Raw genomic sequence first — 17388 nt, 5'->3', positions numbered from 1 at the left:
AAAGCGCAAAACGCTTGCGCGTGAGGCTGATGCGTAACGCATGTCGATGAGCTGGGAGGCTCGCACATGAACGATCATGTTTCCGTTTCGCACCTCTATGACCGCGTGGCCAAGGTACTGCCCAAGGCGGAGTGGCTGGGCTTTGAAGACGATGTCGCGGCCATTCTCGAGCTGAAGAAAAAGCGCAATGCGGTCATCCTTGCGCATAACTACCAGACACCGGAAATCTTCCACTGTGTGGCCGATATTGTCGGCGACAGTCTGGCGCTGGCGCGCAAGGCTGCGGAAGTCGATGCCGATGTGATCGTGCTGGCGGGCGTGCATTTCATGGCCGAGACGGCCAAGTTGCTCAACCCCGGCAAGACGGTGCTGATCCCCGATATGGCTGCGGGCTGTTCGCTGGCCGACAGCATCACGCCGCAAGATGTAGCACTATTGCGCGAGGCGCATCCCGGCGTGCCGATTATCACCTATGTCAACACATCGGCAGCCGTTAAGGCGGCCTCCGATATTTGCTGCACCTCCGGCAATGCCAAAAAAGTGGTGGAGTCGCTTGGCGTGCCGCGTGTGCTCATGATCCCCGACGAATTTCTGGCGCAGAATGTGGCGCGCGAAACCGATGTCGAAATTCTCGCCTGGCATGGCCATTGCGAAGTGCATGAGCGGTTCACGCCCGACGATATCCGTGAATTGCGCGAAAGCCATCCCGGCGTTGTGGTTCTGGCCCATCCCGAATGCCCACCGGAAGTGGTGGCGGTCGCCGATTTCGCCGGTTCCACGGCGGTCATGTCGGACTATGTTGGTGAGAAGAAGCCGCAGCGTGTCGTGCTTTTGACCGAATGCTCGATGAGCGACAATGTTGCCGTCGACCACCCGGATGTCGAGTTCATCCGTCCGTGCAATCTCTGCCCGCATATGAAGCGGATCACACTCGCCAATATTCGCGATGCGCTGGAGAACAACCGGCATGAAGTGACCGTCGATGCAGCGCTGATGGAGCCTGCCCGGCGCGCCGTCGAGCGGATGCTGGCGGTATGAACACGACTCCGGTCCTCGTCATTGGCAGCGGCCTTGCCGGTCTGATGACGGCGCTGACGCTCTCTCCGCAGCCGGTGCTGTTGGTGACGGCGGGAAGCCTCGGCCTGTCCGGTTCCAGCGCGCTGGCGCAAGGCGGCATTGCCGCAAGTGTTGGCGCGGAAGACAGCGCGGCGCTGCATCTGGCCGATACGATTGCGGCGGGCGACGGCCTGTGTGACGCAGGCGTGGCGGCAGAAATCATCGCAGCAGGCGCGGGGGGCGTTGCCGCGCTGGGAGCCCATGGCGTGCACTTCGACCGCAAGGCGGACGGCTCCTTTTCGCTTGGTCTGGAAGCCGCCCCTAGCCGCCATCGCATTGTGCATGTGGATGGCGATGCGACGGGGGCGGGCATCATGCGCGCTTTAATCGCCAAGGTTCTGGCGACGCCTTCGATCACCGTCATGGAAAACACCCGCGCTCTTCGGCTCATCCGGCAGGATGGCCGTGTCGTCGGCGCCTGTCTTGAAAATGTCGGCCCGGTTGCAGCAACTGCTGTGGTACTGGCGACGGGCGGGATTGGCGGGCTTTATAACGCAACAACCACGCCGCTCGGCAATCTAGGACAGGGGGCCGCTTTGGCAGGCCGCGCAGGCGCTGTGCTTGCCGACTTGGAATTCGTGCAGTTCCACCCGACCGCGCTTGCCGTTTCTGCGCCGCGCCTGCCGCTGATCAGCGAGGCGGTTCGCGGGGAGGGAGCTCAACTTGTCAATGATCGCGGCGAGCGCTTCATGGCGGATATTCCGGGCCGCGAGCTTGCGCCCCGTGATGTGGTGGCGCGCGCCATCGGCAGCGAGATCGCGCAAGGGCGCAAGGTTTTTCTTGATGCGCGCACGGTTCTGGGTACGCGTTTTGCCACCCGGTTTCCCGGTATCGATGCGCTCTGCAAACAGCATGGCATCGATCCGGTTCGCGATATGATCCCGGTCAGACCGGCCACGCATTATCATATGGGCGGGATCAGGACCGACGCCAACGGGCGTAGCAGTCTGCCGGGCCTCTGGGCGGTGGGCGAAGCGGCCTGCACCGGCCTGCATGGCGCGAACCGTCTTGCCAGCAATTCGCTGCTTGAAGCAGCCGTCATGGGCCTGCGCGCCGCCCGCGCGCTTGGCTGTGAACAGGCGGTCGCCGTGCGGCATCCCGTGCCTGTCAGCCTGCCGCAAATTGCGGACGCTGAACCCGTGCGGCGCATTGTTTCCCGCCATCTTGGCCTGCTGCGTGATGAGGAAGGTTTGCGTTCTGCAATCACCACCCTTCTCCCCCTCGCGGAGACCGACGATACCGCAGCCGTGGCGCTGGTCGCTGCGGTTGCGGCATTTGAACGACGCGAGTCGCGCGGCAGCCATGCCCGCACTGACCACCCGCAGAAACATGCGGAGGCCAAGCGCCGCTTCCACACTTTCGAGACGGCATTCGCGCTTGCCCGCGACATTGCCGCCCCCGAACGCTTACTTCAACGAATTCCAAGGACTGCATGATGAACCTGCCGCGCTTGTCTCCGCTTGTCGTCGAACCGCTGGTGCGCGCCGCACTTTTGGAAGATCTGGGGCTGGCTGGCGATATTACCAGCAATGCGGTGGTGCCGGAGGATCACCGCTCGGCCATGCTGTTCAGCCTGCGCCAGCCGGGCGTCATTGCCGGGCTGGATGTGGCCGAAATGGCGTTTCGTCTGGTCGATCCGGATGTCACATTCGAACGTCTGGCGCGGGACGGTCAGTCACTTGAAAAGGGGGCCGATGTTGCCCGCGTTTCCGGCTCGTCCCGTTCCATTCTGGCGGGGGAGCGGACCGCGCTCAATTTTCTCGGTCACCTTTCCGGTATCGCCACCGCCACGGCCAATCTGGTCAGGGCGGTTCAGGGCACCAAGGCTTCCATCGTCTGCACGCGCAAGACAACGCCGGGACTGCGCGCCTTGCAGAAATATGCGGTGAGGGCAGGCGGCGGCATGAACCATCGTTTCGCGCTTTATGATGCGGTGCTGATCAAGGACAATCACATCGCGGTCGCTGGCGGTGTGCGTGAGGCCATCGAGCGCGCCAAGGCTGGCGCCGGTCACATGGTCAAGATCGAGGTGGAAGTCGACACACTTGAACAGCTCGATGAAGCCATGGCTGTCGGCGTCGATGCGGTGCTGCTCGACAATATGTCGCCTGCGCAATTGCGCGAGGCGGTGTCGGTGATCGGCGGGCGCGCCATTGCGGAAGCATCCGGCGGCATCACGCCGGAAACGGGAGCGGCGGGCGCCGCCAGCGGGGTCGATCTGATTTCCGTCGGCTGGACCACGCACAGCGCGCCGAACCTCGATATCGGGCTGGATTTCGAAGAGCTGAAATGAAAAAGGGAGGCGATTGCCTCCCTTTTTCGTCTACATGTCTGCGAAGCTTATTTTTCGACAAAAGCCTTTTCGATCACGAAATGACCGGCTTCGCTTTGGCTGCCTTCCTTGAAACCGCGCTCTTCCAGAAGCTGCTTGGTTTCAGCCAGCATTTCCGGGCTGCCGCACAGCATCACACGATCGTCTTCCAGATTGAGTTCCGGCATGTCGATATCGGTGAAAATCTGGCCGGAGCGAATGAGATCGGTCAGGCGTCCGCGGTTCTTGTAAGGCTCACGAGTGACGGTCGGGTAATAGATGAGCTGCTTTGCAGCCATCTCGCCGAGGAATTCGTCCTGCGGCAATTCGTTGGAAATGAAATCCGTATAGGCCAGTTCCGCCACCTGACGCACGCCATGAACGAGAATGATCTTTTCATAGCGTTCATAGGCTTCCAGATCGCGAATGATCGACAGGAACGGCGCAAGGCCCGTGCCGGTCGAGAGCAGCCACAGATTCTTGCCGGGCTTCAGATTGTCATAGAGCAGCGTGCCGACCGGCTTCTTGGACAGGATGATCTGGTCGCCAACTTTCAGATGCTGGAGCTTGGAGGTCAGCGGACCGTTCGGCACCTTGATCGAGAAGAATTCCAGCCCGTCTTCATAGAGGCTCGAGGCGATGGAATAGGCGCGGGTGAGCGGCTTGCCGTTCACTTCGAGGCCCATCATGATGAACTGGCCGCTCTGGAAGCGGAAGCCCGGATCACGCGTCGTGCGGAAGGAAAACAGCGTGTCGGTCCAGTGATGGATATCGGTGACGGTTTCCTGATTAAAGTTGCTGCTCATCTTCGGAACTGTCTCTGTTGTTCTCCGGCACCACGCTTGGGAGGACGGCGCCTTTAAGAATTGGGTCGGTTGTTTGTCATTGCAACATTTTGCCCGCAGTCATGCAGTTCAGTGAGTCTGCATGACTGTAGGCAAAACGCCTTGATCGCAATCAAAATAAGCGCGTCAGGCTGCCTTCAGGGTGGCTTCCGCGAATTCGTAGTTGGCCAGCTTGTCGAGGAAATTCGTTACATAGTCAGGCCGACGATTACGGAAATCGAGATAATAGCTATGCTCCCAGACATCAAGCCCTAATAGCGCCTTGCCTTCGCCGGTTGCCAGCGGATTGGAGCCATTTGGCGTCTTGGTGACCTTCAGCTTGCCGTCATTGGCCAGAACCAGCCATGCCCAGCCCGAGCCGAATTGGCCGACAGCCGCCGTCTTGAAGGCTTCCTTGAACTGGTCAACGCCGCCAAAGTCTTCAACGATCTTCTTTTCCAGCGCGCCCGGAAGGCGTCCGCCATTTGCCGACAGGTTCTGCCAGAACAGATTGTGGTTCCAATGCTGGCCGGCATTGTTGAAGACCGGAGCGAGATCGGCCTTGTCTTTCGCAAAGAGCACGATTTCCTCAAGCGACTTGCCCTTGAGCGCATCGTTCTTCTCGACGAAGCCGTTCAGCGCCGTTACGTAGGCCTGATGGTGTTTGCCATGGTGCAGCTCAAGCGTTTCGGTGCCCATGCCGACGCCTTCAAGAGCGTTGGTTGCATAGGGAAGCGGAGGCAGGGTGAAGCTCATTTCAGACTCCTTGATATACAACGATCTTGATAATTCAGATCGGATCGCTTAATTTAACAAGATAATTCTTCTTTAAATCGAAAACTGGCAATATGTCAAGAAATGACTTTCTAAATACGGACGTTTCGGGAGCACGTTCACCCGCAGACCGCGTCATGCTGGCGCTCAAGATGCGCGGCGCGCAGACGGCTGCCGCAATCGGCGAACATCTGGGCACGACGGGCGAGGCTGTGCGCCAGCAGCTGGTGCGGCTGGCCGAGGAAGGTCTCGTCGCGCCGCATTCCGTTTCGCAGGGCGTTGGCCGTCCGTCGCAGTTCTGGGACCTGACGGAAACCGGCAACAAGCGCTTTCCCGATACCCATGCCGATCTGACCGTGCAGCTTCTGCATTCCGTGCGCACCATCCTTGGCGAAGACGCGCTGGAAACGCTGGTTGCACATCGCGAGACGGAAACCCGCCGCCAATATCACGCGCGCTTGAAAGACATGGCCTTCGACGAGCGGGTCAGGGCTCTCGCAGATATTCGCTCGACCGAGGGCTATATGGCCGATGCCGAACGGCAGGCGGATGGTTCGTGGCTTTTTGTCGAGAACCATTGTCCGATCTGTGCTGCGGCCGATGCCTGTCAGGGCTTTTGCCGGGCCGAGCTTCAGGTTTTTGAAGCGGTTCTGGGCCCCGATATAACTGTTGCCCGTACCGAGCATATTCTGGCCGGGGCGCGGCGCTGCGCCTATGTTTTTACCCCGGCCAGTTCTTCCTGATCCGTATTACGCCGCCTGCGGCAGTCTTGCGCTGCGCACCAAGGCCAGCGCGGACAGGAACGCCAGCACCGACATGATGGCAAAGCCGGAAAACAGCCACATGGCGGCATTGGCGGTGCCTGCAAAGCCGCCGGGATTGCTGAGGCCTGCCATATTGGCGACCATGCCCGCCAGCGATGCGCCGAGCGCAGTGGTGAAAAGCTGCACGGTGGTGACGGAGGCCGATGCCAGATTCTGGTCGTCCGCATCGGCGCGTTTGAAAATACGCGTCAGAAGATGCGGCCATGTCATGCCCACGCCAAAGCCGATGACCGCCAGCGCCAGACAGATCGGCAGCAGGCTTGCCCAGTGACCGTCGCTGCCGACGGGGACCAAAGCGGCAAGCGTGACCATGCCTGCTATGCCCATCAGCGGCGCGGCGATGATCACCCGGTCGACGCGACCGGAGGAAACACCCGAAGAACCGATAGAGCCGAGTGTCCAGCTTCCGCCCATGATGGCGGCCAGATAACCGGCGACCAGGGGTGACTGGTTGTGCAGCACCTGGAAGAACAGCGGCACGAACACTTCAGCGCTGGTTACCGAAGCGCTGAGGAAGGCGAGCGTCAGATAGAGCGCGCCGAGGCGGTGAAGGCTGAACGATCCTTTGGGAAGAATACGCCGTGACGAATTGCGCTCGACGACAAAGAGCAGAAGCAACAGCACGACAGCCAGCGCGACACCTGCCGCATTCATGACGGCATTGACCGAAATGCTGGCGGCAGAAACCGCAAGCACAGCCGCCGTCAGCAGAATGAGCTGCGGCCAGGCCAGTGGTGCGCGGCTGCCTGCATCGCCGGAGGCGCGCGGCAGTACGACCATCGCCATGACGGCGAAGATACCGATCACCGGCGCCAGCGACCAGAAAGCGGCGCGCCAGATGCCAAGTTCGGCGAATATGCCGCCGATCGCCGGACCGACGAGGGTTGCAACGCCCCACATGCCGGAGACAAGACCGATGGCGCGGGGCCACAGGTTTTCAGGAAAGACGATGCGGATCATTGCATAGGAAAGCGCCAGCATCATGCCGCCGCCAAGACCCTGCACGGCGCGCCCGGCCAGCATGACCGGCATGGAGGGTGCCAGACCACAGGCGAGCGTCCCGGCTGCGAAAATGACCGCTGCCAACAGATAGGCGCTGCGCGGACCCGCTTGTGACAGCAGGCGCGGAACCAGCGCCGAGCCGAGGATGGAGGCCGTCACGAACAGCGCCGTGTTCCAGGCATAATAATCCATGCCGCCAATATCGGCGACGACCGTGGGCAGGATGGTGGTGGCGATGAATACATTGATGGCGTGCAATGCGACGCCCCCGACAAGCGTGAGCGACCGGATGGCGTTCTTGCCCGCAAACAGGTCTCCCCAACCGGCGGTCTGGCCGCGAGCGGATGTTTGGTCCTGCATGATTTTTTCCTTACACAACTGAATAACCGGACATGGAAGGTCGAAAATGCCCTTCTGTCCAAACTGCATGCCAACCGCTACGCTCGCCCTTTTAATTTGTCAAGCAAATGCTTGTTTAATTGTCGGGGCGACCTTTCGTACAACCATAAACCCGTCAATCCTGCGCAGGAAGCCGGTGCGGCGCACAAAGACTTTCAATCAAATCAGGTGAGAAGCGTGTAAGGGGTTCAAATTCTGGCGAAAAGCTCTATATCAGGGCCAACCGTTGAAGGCAGGGCAGCCAAGACAGAAGCGATCCGCGACAGCTTATGGGGAAAATTTTCCTCGTGGCGCTGTGGCGGATTTGTGTTTCTGTCACAAGCTTCCTATAAGCCTTTGAATAATTCCAGAAGAAGCGTCTGACGCTTCTTCCCAACGTGGCGACCAGCCTTGCTGGACAGGCCAGATTTCCCCATTGGACGACCCGAAGACGAAGAGCCATGATCCAGACGCCTTATTACCTGATCGACAAGACCAAGCTGAAGCGCAACATGGAAAAGATCGCCTATGTGCGCGAGAAATCCGGCGCGAAGGCTTTGCTGGCGCTGAAATGCTTCGCGACATGGTCTGTGTTTGATTTCATGAGCCAGTATATGGACGGCACCACCTCGTCCTCGCTCAATGAAGTGCGTCTGGGCCACGAGAAATTCGGCGGCGAAACCCACGCCTATAGCGTTGCCTATGCCGATCACGAGATCGATGAAGTCATCGCCAATGCCGACAAGATCATCTTCAATTCCATAGGTCAGCTGGAGCGCTTTGCCGATAAGGCGGCGCATATCAAGCGCGGCCTGCGCCTCAATCCGGGCGTGTCGTCATCGAGCTTCGATCTTGCCGATCCGGCGCGCCCGTTCAGCCGCCTTGGTGAATGGGATGTCGCGAAGGTCGAGACGGTCATGGACCGCGTCACCGGCTTCATGATTCACAACAATTGCGAAAATTCCGATTTCGGTCTGTTCGACAAGATGCTGACCGAGATCGAAGACAAGTTCGGTTCGCTTCTGCACCGGGTTGAATGGGTCAGCCTTGGCGGCGGCATTCATTTCACCGGTGAGAATTATCCGGTCGATGAATTCTGCGCGCGCCTGAAGGCGTTTTCGGAAAAGTTCGGCGTGCAGGTCTATCTGGAGCCGGGCGAAGCCTCGATCACCAAGACGACGACGCTGGAAGTGACGGTTCTCGACACGCTCTTCAACGGCAAGAATCTGGCCATTGTCGACAGCTCCATCGAAGCGCATATGCTCGATCTTTTGATCTATCGCGAAAAGGCGAAGATGGCGCCAAACAATGGCGAGCACCGTTACATGGTCTGCGGCAAGTCCTGCCTCGCAGGCGATATTTTCGGTGAGTTCACTTTCGACAAGCCCTTGGCTATTGGCGACCGTCTCTCCTTTGAGGATGCGGCCGGTTATACGATGGTCAAGAAAAACTGGTTCAATGGCGTGAAAATGCCTGCGATTGCCGTGCGTGAATTGGACGGCACGGTCAATGTGGTCCGCGAATTCGATTATGCGGATTTCGAAGGGTCGCTTTCTTAAAGATCCTGTTGCGGCTTCACGCTGCAACGAACTCATGTGTTCCGAATGAGAAGGCAATCGGGACGGTCAATAGATGGCGGGAAACCGCTGGAAGAGGAAGCATCGACAGAAAATGAAGAAGAACGTTCTCATTATCGGCGCCGGGGGCGTGGCACAGGTTGTTGCACATAAATGTGCGCAAAACTCTGACATATTGGGCGATATCCATATTGCGTCCCGCACGGTTGAGAAATGCCGCAAGATTATCGATAGCGTGCATGAAAAGAAGAGCCTCAAGACCGAGGTGAAGCTGGAAGCGCATGCGCTGGACGCAATGGATGTTGAGGCCACCAAGGCTCTGATCCAGAAGACGGGCGTTCAGATCGTCATCAATGTCGGCTCGGCCTTCCTCAATATGTCGGTCCTTCGCGCCTGTATCGATACGGGCGTTGCCTATATGGACACGGCCATTCACGAAGATCCGAAGAAGATCTGCGAAACGCCGCCATGGTATGGCAATTACGAATGGAAGCACCTCAAGGAATGCGAGGAGAAGGGCATCACCGCCATTCTCGGCATCGGCTTCGACCCGGGCGTGGTCAACGCCTATGCGCGTCTGGCCGCCGACGATTATCTGGACGAAGTGAAGTCCATCGATATCGTCGACATCAATGCCGGTTCGCATGGCCGCTGGTTCTCGACCAATTTCGACCCGGAAATCAATTTCCGCGAGTTCACGGGCACGGTCTATTCCTGGCAGAAGGGTGCGTGGCAGTCGAACAAGATGTTCGAAGTCGGCCACACGTTCGACCTGCCTGTCGTTGGCCCGAGCAAGGCCTATATGACTGGCCATGATGAAGTGCATTCGCTGTCGAAGAACTATCCGAATGCGGATGTCCGCTTCTGGATGGGCTTTGGCGATCACTACATTAATGTCTTCACGGTGCTGAACAATCTGGGTCTCCTGTCCGAACAGCCGGTCAAGACCGCTGAAGGTCTGGAAGTCGTGCCGCTGAAAGTGGTCAAGGCTGTGCTGCCCGATCCGTCGTCGCTGGCGCCGGATTATACCGGCAAGACCTGCATCGGCGATTTCGTCAAGGGCACCAAGGACGGCAAGGAAAAGGAAGTCTTCATCTACAACGTTGCCGACCACAAGGACGCTTATAACGAAGTGGGTTCGCAGGGTATTTCCTACACCGCTGGCGTCCCCCCTGTTGCCGCCGCAATCCTGATCGCTTCGGGCGAATGGGACGTGAAGAAGATGGTCAATGTGGAAGAGCTGAACCCGAAGCCGTTCCTCAACATTCTGAACCATATCGGCCTGCCATCCCGCATCAAGGATGAGAACGGCGACCGCGCGCTCGACTTCGCGTGAGGTTATAGCTTTACGCTATCGAAAAACCCCGCTTCGGCGGGGTTTTTTATTGCGCGCTTCATGCTGCGCTCTGCCTTCCACCACGCCCTCATCCTGAGGAGGCCCGCAGGGCCGTCTCGAAGGATCGAGGTTCGATGGATCGAGAATATTCCGGCACCCTGATTTTCGGCGGCATGGAGTTGGGGGTGTGGGATAATCCGATCTGTGTTCAACTCCACTGTGTTTACAGCAGAGGAGGTACTCGATGAAAAATACAGTGATAGCCCTATCGGTTCTGGCAGGAGTTCTGGGTGGTGCCCTGGGTCCATCATGGGCTGGCGGGCAGGCCGCAGGGCTGTCTAGTCCTTTCCACGTATTGCCATGCTGGAATTGTGGGGCTCGGCGTTAAACCAGTAAACAAGTACCGCTCGATTCGAACGAATCGGGTTATTCGACCCGGGGCCAGGTGTCGGACAACCGATACCCGCCTGGAAACGGATCACTCGGATCAAGCATAAGCTGCGAAGTCCCCGTTACCCATCCGCGACCGGAAATGATCGGGCTGATGGCGGGCTTGCCGCCAAGCTCGGTCAGCCTGTCCAGCCGGCAGTGAAACTCGGTGCCCAGCACCGATTTGCCGATGAAGCGCTCGCCCACTTTCATCTGACCCTTGGCGTGCAGCACGGCCATGCGGGCCGAACAGCCGGTGCCCGTGGGCGAACGGTCGAGCTTGGCCGGGCGGATCGCCACCGTGTTCACACCGGTCAGCACATCGCCTTCGCGTGTAACCGGCTCGGTGATCTGGCAAAACGAAATATGGTTCCAGTCCTTTTCCGGGTGACGAAAACCAAGCTGCTCATTAGCGGCCTTGGTGATCCTCACACCGATCTCGGCCAGTTCCCGCGCCTGACCCGGCTCAATCTTCATGCCGATCTGCGCCGCATCGATAATGACAAAGCTGTCGCCGCCATAGGCTGTATCGACGGTGACGGTGCCAAGACCTTCGACTTCAAGCGCCGCATCCAGCCGGTCGGCGAAAGACGGCACGTTGCGCACGCTGACACGCTCGGCCTTGCCGTTGCGGCATTCTGCTTCCACTTCGATGAGGCCGCCCGGCGCTTCCAGCACCATGCGCGTCACCGGCTCCTGCATCGGGATGATGCCGCTGTCGAGCAGTACGGTTGAAACGCAGATCGAATTCGAGCCGGACATGGGCGGCGTATCGGCAGGCTCCATGATGATGAAGCCCATTTGCGCACGCGGGTCTTTTGGCGGCACCAGCAGATTGACATGACGGAACACCCCGCCGCGCGGCTCGTTCAGCACGAAATTGCGCAGGGTCTCATCGCTGGCAATGAAGCGCGACTGTTCCCACACCGTTTCACCCGGCGGCGGCGCGACACCGCCGACGATGACATCGCCGACTTCGCCCTCCGCATGACAGCCGACGATATGGATGGCCTTGGTGCTGCGCATCGGAACCTCGCAAAATACAACAAGTATATTTGTAGCCGGGCGTACCGCCGGGTCAATCAATTATCGGACGGAGAATGGCTCTTTCGCCACAGTTGTGAAAACTGGTTTCAAGGCACTGCAGGAAGATAGAATTTACTTCCCAAGATGTGTTGCTCTTTTAAGCAAGTCTGATATCCATGTGCTGCTAAATTGTGCATATCGATGCGCAGCCCGCTTGGCTCCGGATCAATTTCAGGAACATGCAAAACGTTCCCCGTTGAAATTGAGCAACCCGAAAAGCTGGGGCACCTTTGTTCGATGGCAAGGTTGCTCTTAGCCGGCATGGGACGGTCGATGATCGTATCGCGACGCCATTCTCCTCAGATTGACCTGGTCTCTGAGTCTTTGATGTCTCGGCGCGTGGTTTTCAGGTTCTGAATCATCCGGCGGAGTGACGGCTCCCCGGGTGATTCAGGGGAGTGGAATGTGAGCAGTACAACCAATGTGGGCTTTCATGAGCCTCACCAGAACAGCGCGCAGCGTTGGAGCAAAGAACTTTCGGCGGCGCTGAAACTCGGCTGGCCGCTGATCCTGACCAATGTTTCGCAGGCCGCATTGACGGCAACCGACGTGATCTTCATCGGTCGTCTGGGCAAGGATACGCTTGCCTCGGCGCTGCTCGCTACGAGCTTTTATCACACGCTGGTCATCTTCTCGATGGGGCTGGTTTCGGCGGTCATGCCGATGATCGCCATCGCGCTTGGCCGGAACCGCCATTCGGTGCGCGATGTGCGCCGCACGGTCCGTCAGGGTTTCTGGACGGCGATCATCATCTCGATCCCGATCTGGGTCGTGCTCTGGCATTGCGAGGAAATATTCCTGTTCCTCGGCCAGCAGCCGGATATCGCTGCGCGCTCAACCGATTTCATGCACACGCTGCAATGGGCTCTGTTGCCCTATCTGTTCTATATCGTGCTGCGCTCGTTCTTCGCGGCGATGGAAAAGCCGATGTGGACGCTGCTGATTGCAGGCGCTGCAATCGGCTTCAACGCGCTTGCCGGATGGACGCTGATCTTCGGACATTTCGGTTTTCCGCGCATGGAACTGCATGGCGCCGGTATTGCGACGACGCTGTCCAGCCTGATGATGTTTCTTGGCATGGCGGCGATTGCGCTGCGTCATCGCCGTTTCCGCCGCTATCACCTCTTTGGTCGCTTCTGGCGTCCCGACTGGCCGCGCCTGCGCGAACTATGGCGCATCGGTTTTCCGATGGCGCTGACCTTCGTGTTCGAAACCTCGATCTTCTATGCGGCGGTCGTCATGATGGGCCGGATCAGCCCGACCGCCATGGCGGCGCATGCGGTGGCGATCCAGATCGCATCGCTGAGCTTCATGGTGCCGCTCGGCTTCGGGCAGGTGGCGACCGTGCGCGTCGGGCGCGCCTATGGCGCGGGCAATCCCAAGGCTGTCGCCTATGCGGGCTGGAGCGCCTATGCGCTGGGCGTCGGCTTCATGATGATCATGGGCCTTCTGATGATCCTGATCCCGCGCCTGTTCATCGGCGTGTTTCTGGATCTGCACGATCCGGAAAATCTGCCCGTCATGGAACTGGCTGTCAGCTTCCTTGCGCTGGCCGCGCTGTTCCAGACGGTCGATGGCGCGCAAGCGGTCGCTGCGGGCATGTTGCGCGGCATGCGCGACACGCGTGTTCCGATGTTTCTGGCGCTGCTTGGCTATTGGGGCGTGGGCCTGCCGCTCGGCGCGCTGCTCGCCTTCAAGGTTGGCATGGGCGGTCAGGGCATCTGGCTCGGCCTTGCTGCCGGACTCGGCATCGTTGCCGTGATGATGACTTTGCGCTGGCGCAGGCATTTGGCCCATATTTCCAGAACGCTTGCGTGATAATCGAGAACAAAAATGCCGCACGGCCCGGAGGCCGTACGGCATAGTTGCATGCTGCGGATATCATACCGTATCCGCTATTCAGAGCATTTCCAGCAAAAGTGCGAAGCGGTTTTGCGTAGGATAATGCGGGAAAATAACTGGCTAGAGCGCCGATCTGATTTAATCAGATCGAAACGCGCTCTAGCTTCTGCGATTACTTCGTCAGGGCAATAATACGATCGAGCGCGCTACCGAAGCCCTTCAGGGAAATCTTGAAGGCAACTGGCTGGCTTGGGCTCAAAGCCGTTGCGGTCACGTTGATATTGGCGCCCGCCTTGATGGCTGCGACCTGCTTTGCGTCGAAGCTGATCGGTGCAAGGCAACCCTGCGGAAGGCACGTGGAAAATGCCAGGTTGGGACCAGCCGTTTCGTCGACCTTGATGGTCGCGCCCTTGGCCAGATCGAGGCCGAACGGCATCAGGATAACACCCTCAACCTTGCCCCCCGCGACATTGCGCAGCTCGGCGGTCAGAACGCGTTGGCCGGTCTGGGAGCTGTTCTGCTCCTGACGGATCGCGCAGACGCTGGCGTCTTTTACGGTCTGGCAGGAGACGGTCCAGTCCTGATAGGTTTCCTGCAAGGTGCTTGCGCCGCCCGGAAGGGGGGCTGCAAAAGCAGGGGTTGCGACAAGTGCTGCCAGCGTGCAAGCAAGGCCGAGCGCGCGATGGTTTTTCATAAATATATTTCTCTCTAAAAAACAATCTTTTGAAGCCCGTTACCCGAAAAGGGAGGGCTTTGAAATTTTATTGAGCACAAATCAGCTGTGCATTCAACTACATTCCCGTCAAATTATCTTGTTTCTGCGAATATTCGTAACAGGTTATCGAAGTCTAATATAGTTTTCACTGCAACGTTTGCTTGAAAATTGCGGGTTGGCGGTTGTGATCAGCAGGTATCCGGCGTGTCTTCGCCGGATACCCTGTGGAATGCAGTCTATCGCGACAGTTTCATATGGCGGTTCACGTCCTTGTAAAGCAGATAGCGGAACTTGCCCGGACCGCCCGCATAGCAGGCCTGCGGGCAGAAGGCGCGCAGCCACATGAAGTCACCCGCTTCCACTTCCACCCAGTCCTGATTGAGCCGGTAGACCGCCTTGCCTTCCAGCACATAGAGGCCATGCTCCATGACATGGGTTTCGGCAAAGGGGATCACGCCGCCCGGCTCAAGGGTGACGATGGTGACATGCATGTCGTGGCGCAGATCGTTCGGATCGACAAAGCGCGTCGTTGTCCAAACGCCATTGGTGTCCGGCATGGGCGAGGGGGCGATGTCATTTTCATTGAGGAAAAGCGGCTCCGGCACATCGAGCCCGTCCACATAGTCATAGGCCTTGCGGACCCAGTGGAAACGCGCGGTCTTGCTGGCGGTGTTGCGCAGGCTCCAGCCGCTTTTCGGCGGCAGATAGGCGTAGCCGCCTTCGGTTAGCGTGTGCGACTTTCCCGCGACGGTGACCGTGACTTCGCCTTCGACCACGAACAGAACGCCTTGCGCCGTGTCGTCAAGCTCGGCGCGGTCGCTGCCGCCGCCCGGCTGCACTTCCATGATATATTGCGAGAAGGTCTCGGCAAAACCCGACATCGGACGCGCGATCACCCACAGACGCGTCTTTTCCCAGAAAGGCAGGAAGCTCGTCACAATATCGCTGAACGTGCCTTTGGGAATGACGGCATAGGCTTCCGTGAACATGGCGCGGTCGGTCAGAAGCTGCGTCTGCGGCGGCAATCCGCCTGTCGGTGCGAAATAGGTGCGGGTCATTGTCTGTTCCTGATCAGTAAAGCGTTTCTGGCAGAATATCTTTCAGCCGAAGAAGGGCGATGCGCTCGACTTGCGCGCAAGCGGTGGCGAATTCGGTGTCGCGGTCATTGGCGACGCGGCGCTGGAACGTGTCGAGGATTTCCTGTTTGTTGCGCCCCTTCACGGCAATGATGAAGGGAAAGCCGAATTTCTGCGTATAGGCATCGTTCAGTTCGGTGAATGTCTGCTTTTCCTTGTCGGTCAGCGCGTCCAGACCGGCGCCCGCCTGTTCGGCGGTGGATTCGGCGGTCAGGCGCTTGGCCTGCGCGAGCTTGCCGGCGAGATCCGGGTGGGCGTTCAAAACGCCAAGCCGTTCTTCGGGCGAGGCAGCGCGGAAGATTTTCGTCATCGCGCTGGCGAGACCGGAGGCCGTGTCCTCTGCCTCGCCAAAGCCTGCATCATAGGCGCGCTCGGCGATCCACGGCGAATGTTCGAAGATGCTGCCATAGCGAGCGACGAAATCGGCCTTGCTGGCCTTGGATGGCACCACATCGGCGACTTTCGGCTTGTGGTGTTCGTGCCAGTGATTGGCAATGTCGATGCGCTTGGCCACCCAGACCTTGTCATGGCTCTGCACATAATCGAGGAACCGTTCCAGCGCCGCCATGCGCCCCGGACGCCCGACCAGACGGCAATGCAGGCCGATGGACAGCATCTTGGGTGCACCTTCCGCGCCTTCGCGGTAAAGCACGTCGAAGGCGTCTTTCAGATAGGTGTAGAACTGGTCGCCGGAATTGAAGCCCTGTGGCGTTGCAAAACGCATATCGTTGGCGTCGAGCGTATAGGGCACGATCAGATGCGGCCCTTTCGGGCCTTTGACCCAATAGGGCAGCTCGTCGGCATAGGAATCGGCGGAATAGACAAAGCCGCCTTCTTCCATCACCAGTTTCAGCGTGTTGTCGGACGGCTTGCCCTGATAAATGCCAAGCGGGCGCGAGCCGGTTACTTCGGTATGCAGGCGCACGGCTTCGCGGATATGCTCGCGCTCCACTTCTTCCGGTATGTCCTTATATTCCCACCAGCGCAGGCCGTGGCTGGCGATTTCCCAATCGGCTTCCTTCATGGCCGCGACGGCTTCGGGATTGCGCGCCATGGCGAGCGTCACGCCATAGACGGTGACGGGCATGTTGCGCCGCGTAAAGGCGCGCCACAGACGCCAGAAGCCGGAACGCGCGCCATATTCGTAGATGGATTCCATGTTCAGGTTGCGCTGGCCGTTCCAGGCCTGTGCGCCGACGATTTCCGACAACAGGCATTCCGACGATGCATCGCCGTCGAGAATGCAGTTTTCCGCACCCTCTTCATAATTGACCACGAATTGGACGGCTATATTGGCCCCGCCGGGCCAGCGCGGATCAGGCGTGTTCCGGCCATAGCCGATCAGATTGCGTGGGTAACTCATGCCAGACATCCCCTTCCAAACATCCCTTTGGGTTCTGTTATTTGGTCCATGATAATAAAGATTTGCGCACCGAATTCCCCTTCAAAATTTTGAAAGACATCCAATGAGAAAGCTCTTTCTTAATGCCGCGTAAGGCGGAATACTTCACGATGGGAACAAAAGCGGGAATGCCGCCGGTCTGCCATAAAAATGTGCTTTTATTGCAAAGAAAAGCACTGGAAAGCCGAATGAAATCAACGACTTGCGGCGGTTCGGCTTTCAAGAGCCGGAGAATCACGCAAGCGGTCAGGAGTGCAAATGGGTCAGGGACATCACGGCGAAGAGGGCAGGACAGGTCGGCTGACGACCCATGTGCTTGATACGGTGAGCGGCAAGCCTGCTGCGGGATTGCGTATCGAACTGCGCCGGATCGAGAATCACACGGCGCTGAGCATCAAGGAAATCCGCACCAATCAGGACGGGCGCTGTGGTGAGCCGCTGCTTGCCCATGGCGACCTGCAACGCGGTTCCTATGAACTTCTGTTTCATGTCGGCGAATATTTCGGCAAGGACGACGACGGCGTGCTGTTCCTTGACATTGTGCCGTTGCGCTTTGGCGTTTCCGATGAAAAGGCGCATTATCATGTGCCGCTTCTGGTTTCGCCTTTTTCCTATTCGACCTATCGCGGGAGCTGA

The 17388-nt window shown here is 58.8% G+C and carries 15 protein-coding genes; 8 read left to right on the top strand and 7 right to left on the bottom strand.

Annotated elements, in window-relative coordinates; genetic code table 11:
* Positions 1-66: 66 nt before the first annotated feature.
* The 3 genes from nadA to nadC are packed head-to-tail and all read left to right on the top strand — an operon-like array spanning position 67 to position 3409.
* Positions 67-1038, top strand: coding sequence for a quinolinate synthase NadA (nadA, locus tag JAU75_RS05435; RefSeq protein WP_199055302.1), 972 nt, complete (start codon positions 67-69; stop codon positions 1036-1038).
* Positions 1035-2552 carry an L-aspartate oxidase gene (locus tag JAU75_RS05430; protein ID WP_199055301.1) on the top strand — a complete coding sequence of 506 codons (1518 nt, stop codon included), beginning with the start codon at positions 1035-1037 and terminating at the stop codon, positions 2550-2552. The genes nadA and JAU75_RS05430 overlap by 4 nt, the downstream gene beginning before the upstream one ends.
* A complete protein-coding gene (gene nadC, locus JAU75_RS05425) occupies positions 2552-3409 on the top strand; it encodes a carboxylating nicotinate-nucleotide diphosphorylase (protein WP_199055299.1) in 858 nt (285 codons plus the stop codon). Before JAU75_RS05430 ends, nadC begins: the two co-directional genes overlap by 1 nt.
* A 47-nt stretch (positions 3410-3456) precedes the next feature.
* Here the strand turns inward: nadC and JAU75_RS05420 are convergent, their stop codons facing one another.
* Together JAU75_RS05420 and JAU75_RS05415 are read right to left on the bottom strand one after the other, a co-directional pair.
* Entirely contained in the window at positions 3457-4233 is a 777-nt protein-coding gene (locus tag JAU75_RS05420) for a ferredoxin--NADP reductase (RefSeq protein ID WP_078337945.1), read from the bottom strand.
* A gap of 165 nt (positions 4234-4398) precedes the next feature.
* Positions 4399-5007, bottom strand: coding sequence for a superoxide dismutase (locus JAU75_RS05415; RefSeq protein WP_199055297.1), 609 nt, complete (start codon positions 5005-5007; stop codon positions 4399-4401).
* Positions 5008-5162: 155 nt separating this feature from the next.
* Here JAU75_RS05415 and JAU75_RS05410 point away from each other — a divergent pair, with 155 nt between their 5' ends.
* Complete coding sequence (locus tag JAU75_RS05410; protein WP_199056008.1) at positions 5163-5768, top strand: metalloregulator ArsR/SmtB family transcription factor; 606 nt, start codon at positions 5163-5165, stop codon at positions 5766-5768.
* 6 nt (positions 5769-5774) lie between these two features.
* Here JAU75_RS05410 and JAU75_RS05405 read toward each other — a convergent pair whose 3' ends face one another.
* On the bottom strand, positions 5775-7211 hold the full coding sequence (locus JAU75_RS05405; RefSeq protein WP_199055295.1) for an MFS transporter: 1437 nt from the start codon (positions 7209-7211) through the stop codon (positions 5775-5777).
* 479 nt (positions 7212-7690) lie between these two features.
* Between JAU75_RS05405 and nspC the strand changes: the two genes are divergently transcribed.
* On the top strand, positions 7691-8788 hold the full coding sequence (gene nspC / locus JAU75_RS05400; RefSeq protein WP_199055293.1) for a carboxynorspermidine decarboxylase: 1098 nt from the start codon (positions 7691-7693) through the stop codon (positions 8786-8788).
* A gap of 112 nt (positions 8789-8900) precedes the next feature.
* Positions 8901-10142, top strand: a complete 1242-nt coding sequence (locus tag JAU75_RS05395; RefSeq protein ID WP_199055291.1) for a saccharopine dehydrogenase family protein — start codon at positions 8901-8903, stop codon at positions 10140-10142.
* Between the two features lie 426 nt (positions 10143-10568).
* Here the strand turns inward: JAU75_RS05395 and JAU75_RS05390 are convergent, their stop codons facing one another.
* Positions 10569-11597, bottom strand: a complete 1029-nt coding sequence (locus JAU75_RS05390; protein WP_199055290.1) for a 4-hydroxyproline epimerase — start codon at positions 11595-11597, stop codon at positions 10569-10571.
* A 465-nt stretch (positions 11598-12062) separates the two neighbouring features.
* On the opposite strand from JAU75_RS05390, the gene JAU75_RS05385 reads away from it, so the two are divergent.
* Positions 12063-13475 (top strand): MATE family efflux transporter, encoded by a 1413-nt coding sequence (locus JAU75_RS05385; protein ID WP_199055284.1) that lies wholly within the window; start codon positions 12063-12065, stop codon positions 13473-13475.
* A gap of 196 nt (positions 13476-13671) precedes the next feature.
* On the opposite strand, the gene JAU75_RS05380 is transcribed toward JAU75_RS05385, so the two are convergent.
* The 3 genes from JAU75_RS05380 to puuE all read right to left on the bottom strand — a co-directional run bounded on the left by JAU75_RS05380 (position 13672) and on the right by puuE (position 16713).
* On the bottom strand, positions 13672-14193 hold the full coding sequence (locus JAU75_RS05380) for an invasion associated locus B family protein (RefSeq protein WP_199055283.1): 522 nt from the start codon (positions 14191-14193) through the stop codon (positions 13672-13674).
* A 257-nt stretch (positions 14194-14450) separates the two neighbouring features.
* Positions 14451-15272 (bottom strand): bifunctional allantoicase/(S)-ureidoglycine aminohydrolase, encoded by an 822-nt coding sequence (locus JAU75_RS05375; protein ID WP_199055282.1) that lies wholly within the window; start codon positions 15270-15272, stop codon positions 14451-14453.
* Positions 15273-15285: 13 nt separating this feature from the next.
* Entirely contained in the window at positions 15286-16713 is a 1428-nt protein-coding gene (puuE, locus tag JAU75_RS05370; RefSeq protein ID WP_199055281.1) for an allantoinase PuuE, read from the bottom strand.
* A gap of 297 nt (positions 16714-17010) precedes the next feature.
* On the opposite strand from puuE, the gene uraH reads away from it, so the two are divergent.
* Positions 17011-17388, top strand: a complete 378-nt coding sequence (uraH, locus tag JAU75_RS05365) for a hydroxyisourate hydrolase (protein WP_199055273.1) — start codon at positions 17011-17013, stop codon at positions 17386-17388.

Origin of the sequence: Ochrobactrum sp. Q0168 (assembly GCF_016427605.1) — a bacterium.
Taxonomy (GTDB): domain Bacteria; phylum Pseudomonadota; class Alphaproteobacteria; order Rhizobiales; family Rhizobiaceae; genus Brucella.
This window is presented reverse-complemented; position numbering and strand designations above follow the sequence as displayed.

What these genes read in the sequence shown, in the direction of transcription:
- nadA (WP_199055302.1), top strand. Translation starts at nt 67, where the DNA reads ATGAACGATCATGTTTCCGTTTCGCACCTCTATGACCGCGTGGCCAAG.
- JAU75_RS05430 (WP_199055301.1), top strand. Translation starts at nt 1,035, where the DNA reads ATGAACACGACTCCGGTCCTCGTCATTGGCAGCGGCCTTGCCGGTCTG.
- nadC (WP_199055299.1), top strand. Translation starts at nt 2,552, where the DNA reads ATGAACCTGCCGCGCTTGTCTCCGCTTGTCGTCGAACCGCTGGTGCGC.
- JAU75_RS05420 (WP_078337945.1), bottom strand. Translation starts at nt 4,233, where the DNA reads ATGAGCAGCAACTTTAATCAGGAAACCGTCACCGATATCCATCACTGG.
- JAU75_RS05415 (WP_199055297.1), bottom strand. Translation starts at nt 5,007, where the DNA reads ATGAGCTTCACCCTGCCTCCGCTTCCCTATGCAACCAACGCTCTTGAA.
- JAU75_RS05410 (WP_199056008.1), top strand. Translation starts at nt 5,163, where the DNA reads ATGCTGGCGCTCAAGATGCGCGGCGCGCAGACGGCTGCCGCAATCGGC.
- JAU75_RS05405 (WP_199055295.1), bottom strand. Translation starts at nt 7,211, where the DNA reads ATGCAGGACCAAACATCCGCTCGCGGCCAGACCGCCGGTTGGGGAGAC.
- nspC (WP_199055293.1), top strand. Translation starts at nt 7,691, where the DNA reads ATGATCCAGACGCCTTATTACCTGATCGACAAGACCAAGCTGAAGCGC.
- JAU75_RS05395 (WP_199055291.1), top strand. Translation starts at nt 8,901, where the DNA reads ATGAAGAAGAACGTTCTCATTATCGGCGCCGGGGGCGTGGCACAGGTT.
- JAU75_RS05390 (WP_199055290.1), bottom strand. Translation starts at nt 11,597, where the DNA reads ATGCGCAGCACCAAGGCCATCCATATCGTCGGCTGTCATGCGGAGGGC.
- JAU75_RS05380 (WP_199055283.1), bottom strand. Translation starts at nt 14,193, where the DNA reads ATGAAAAACCATCGCGCGCTCGGCCTTGCTTGCACGCTGGCAGCACTT.
- JAU75_RS05375 (WP_199055282.1), bottom strand. Translation starts at nt 15,272, where the DNA reads ATGACCCGCACCTATTTCGCACCGACAGGCGGATTGCCGCCGCAGACG.
- puuE (WP_199055281.1), bottom strand. Translation starts at nt 16,713, where the DNA reads ATGAGTTACCCACGCAATCTGATCGGCTATGGCCGGAACACGCCTGAT.
- uraH (WP_199055273.1), top strand. Translation starts at nt 17,011, where the DNA reads ATGGGTCAGGGACATCACGGCGAAGAGGGCAGGACAGGTCGGCTGACG.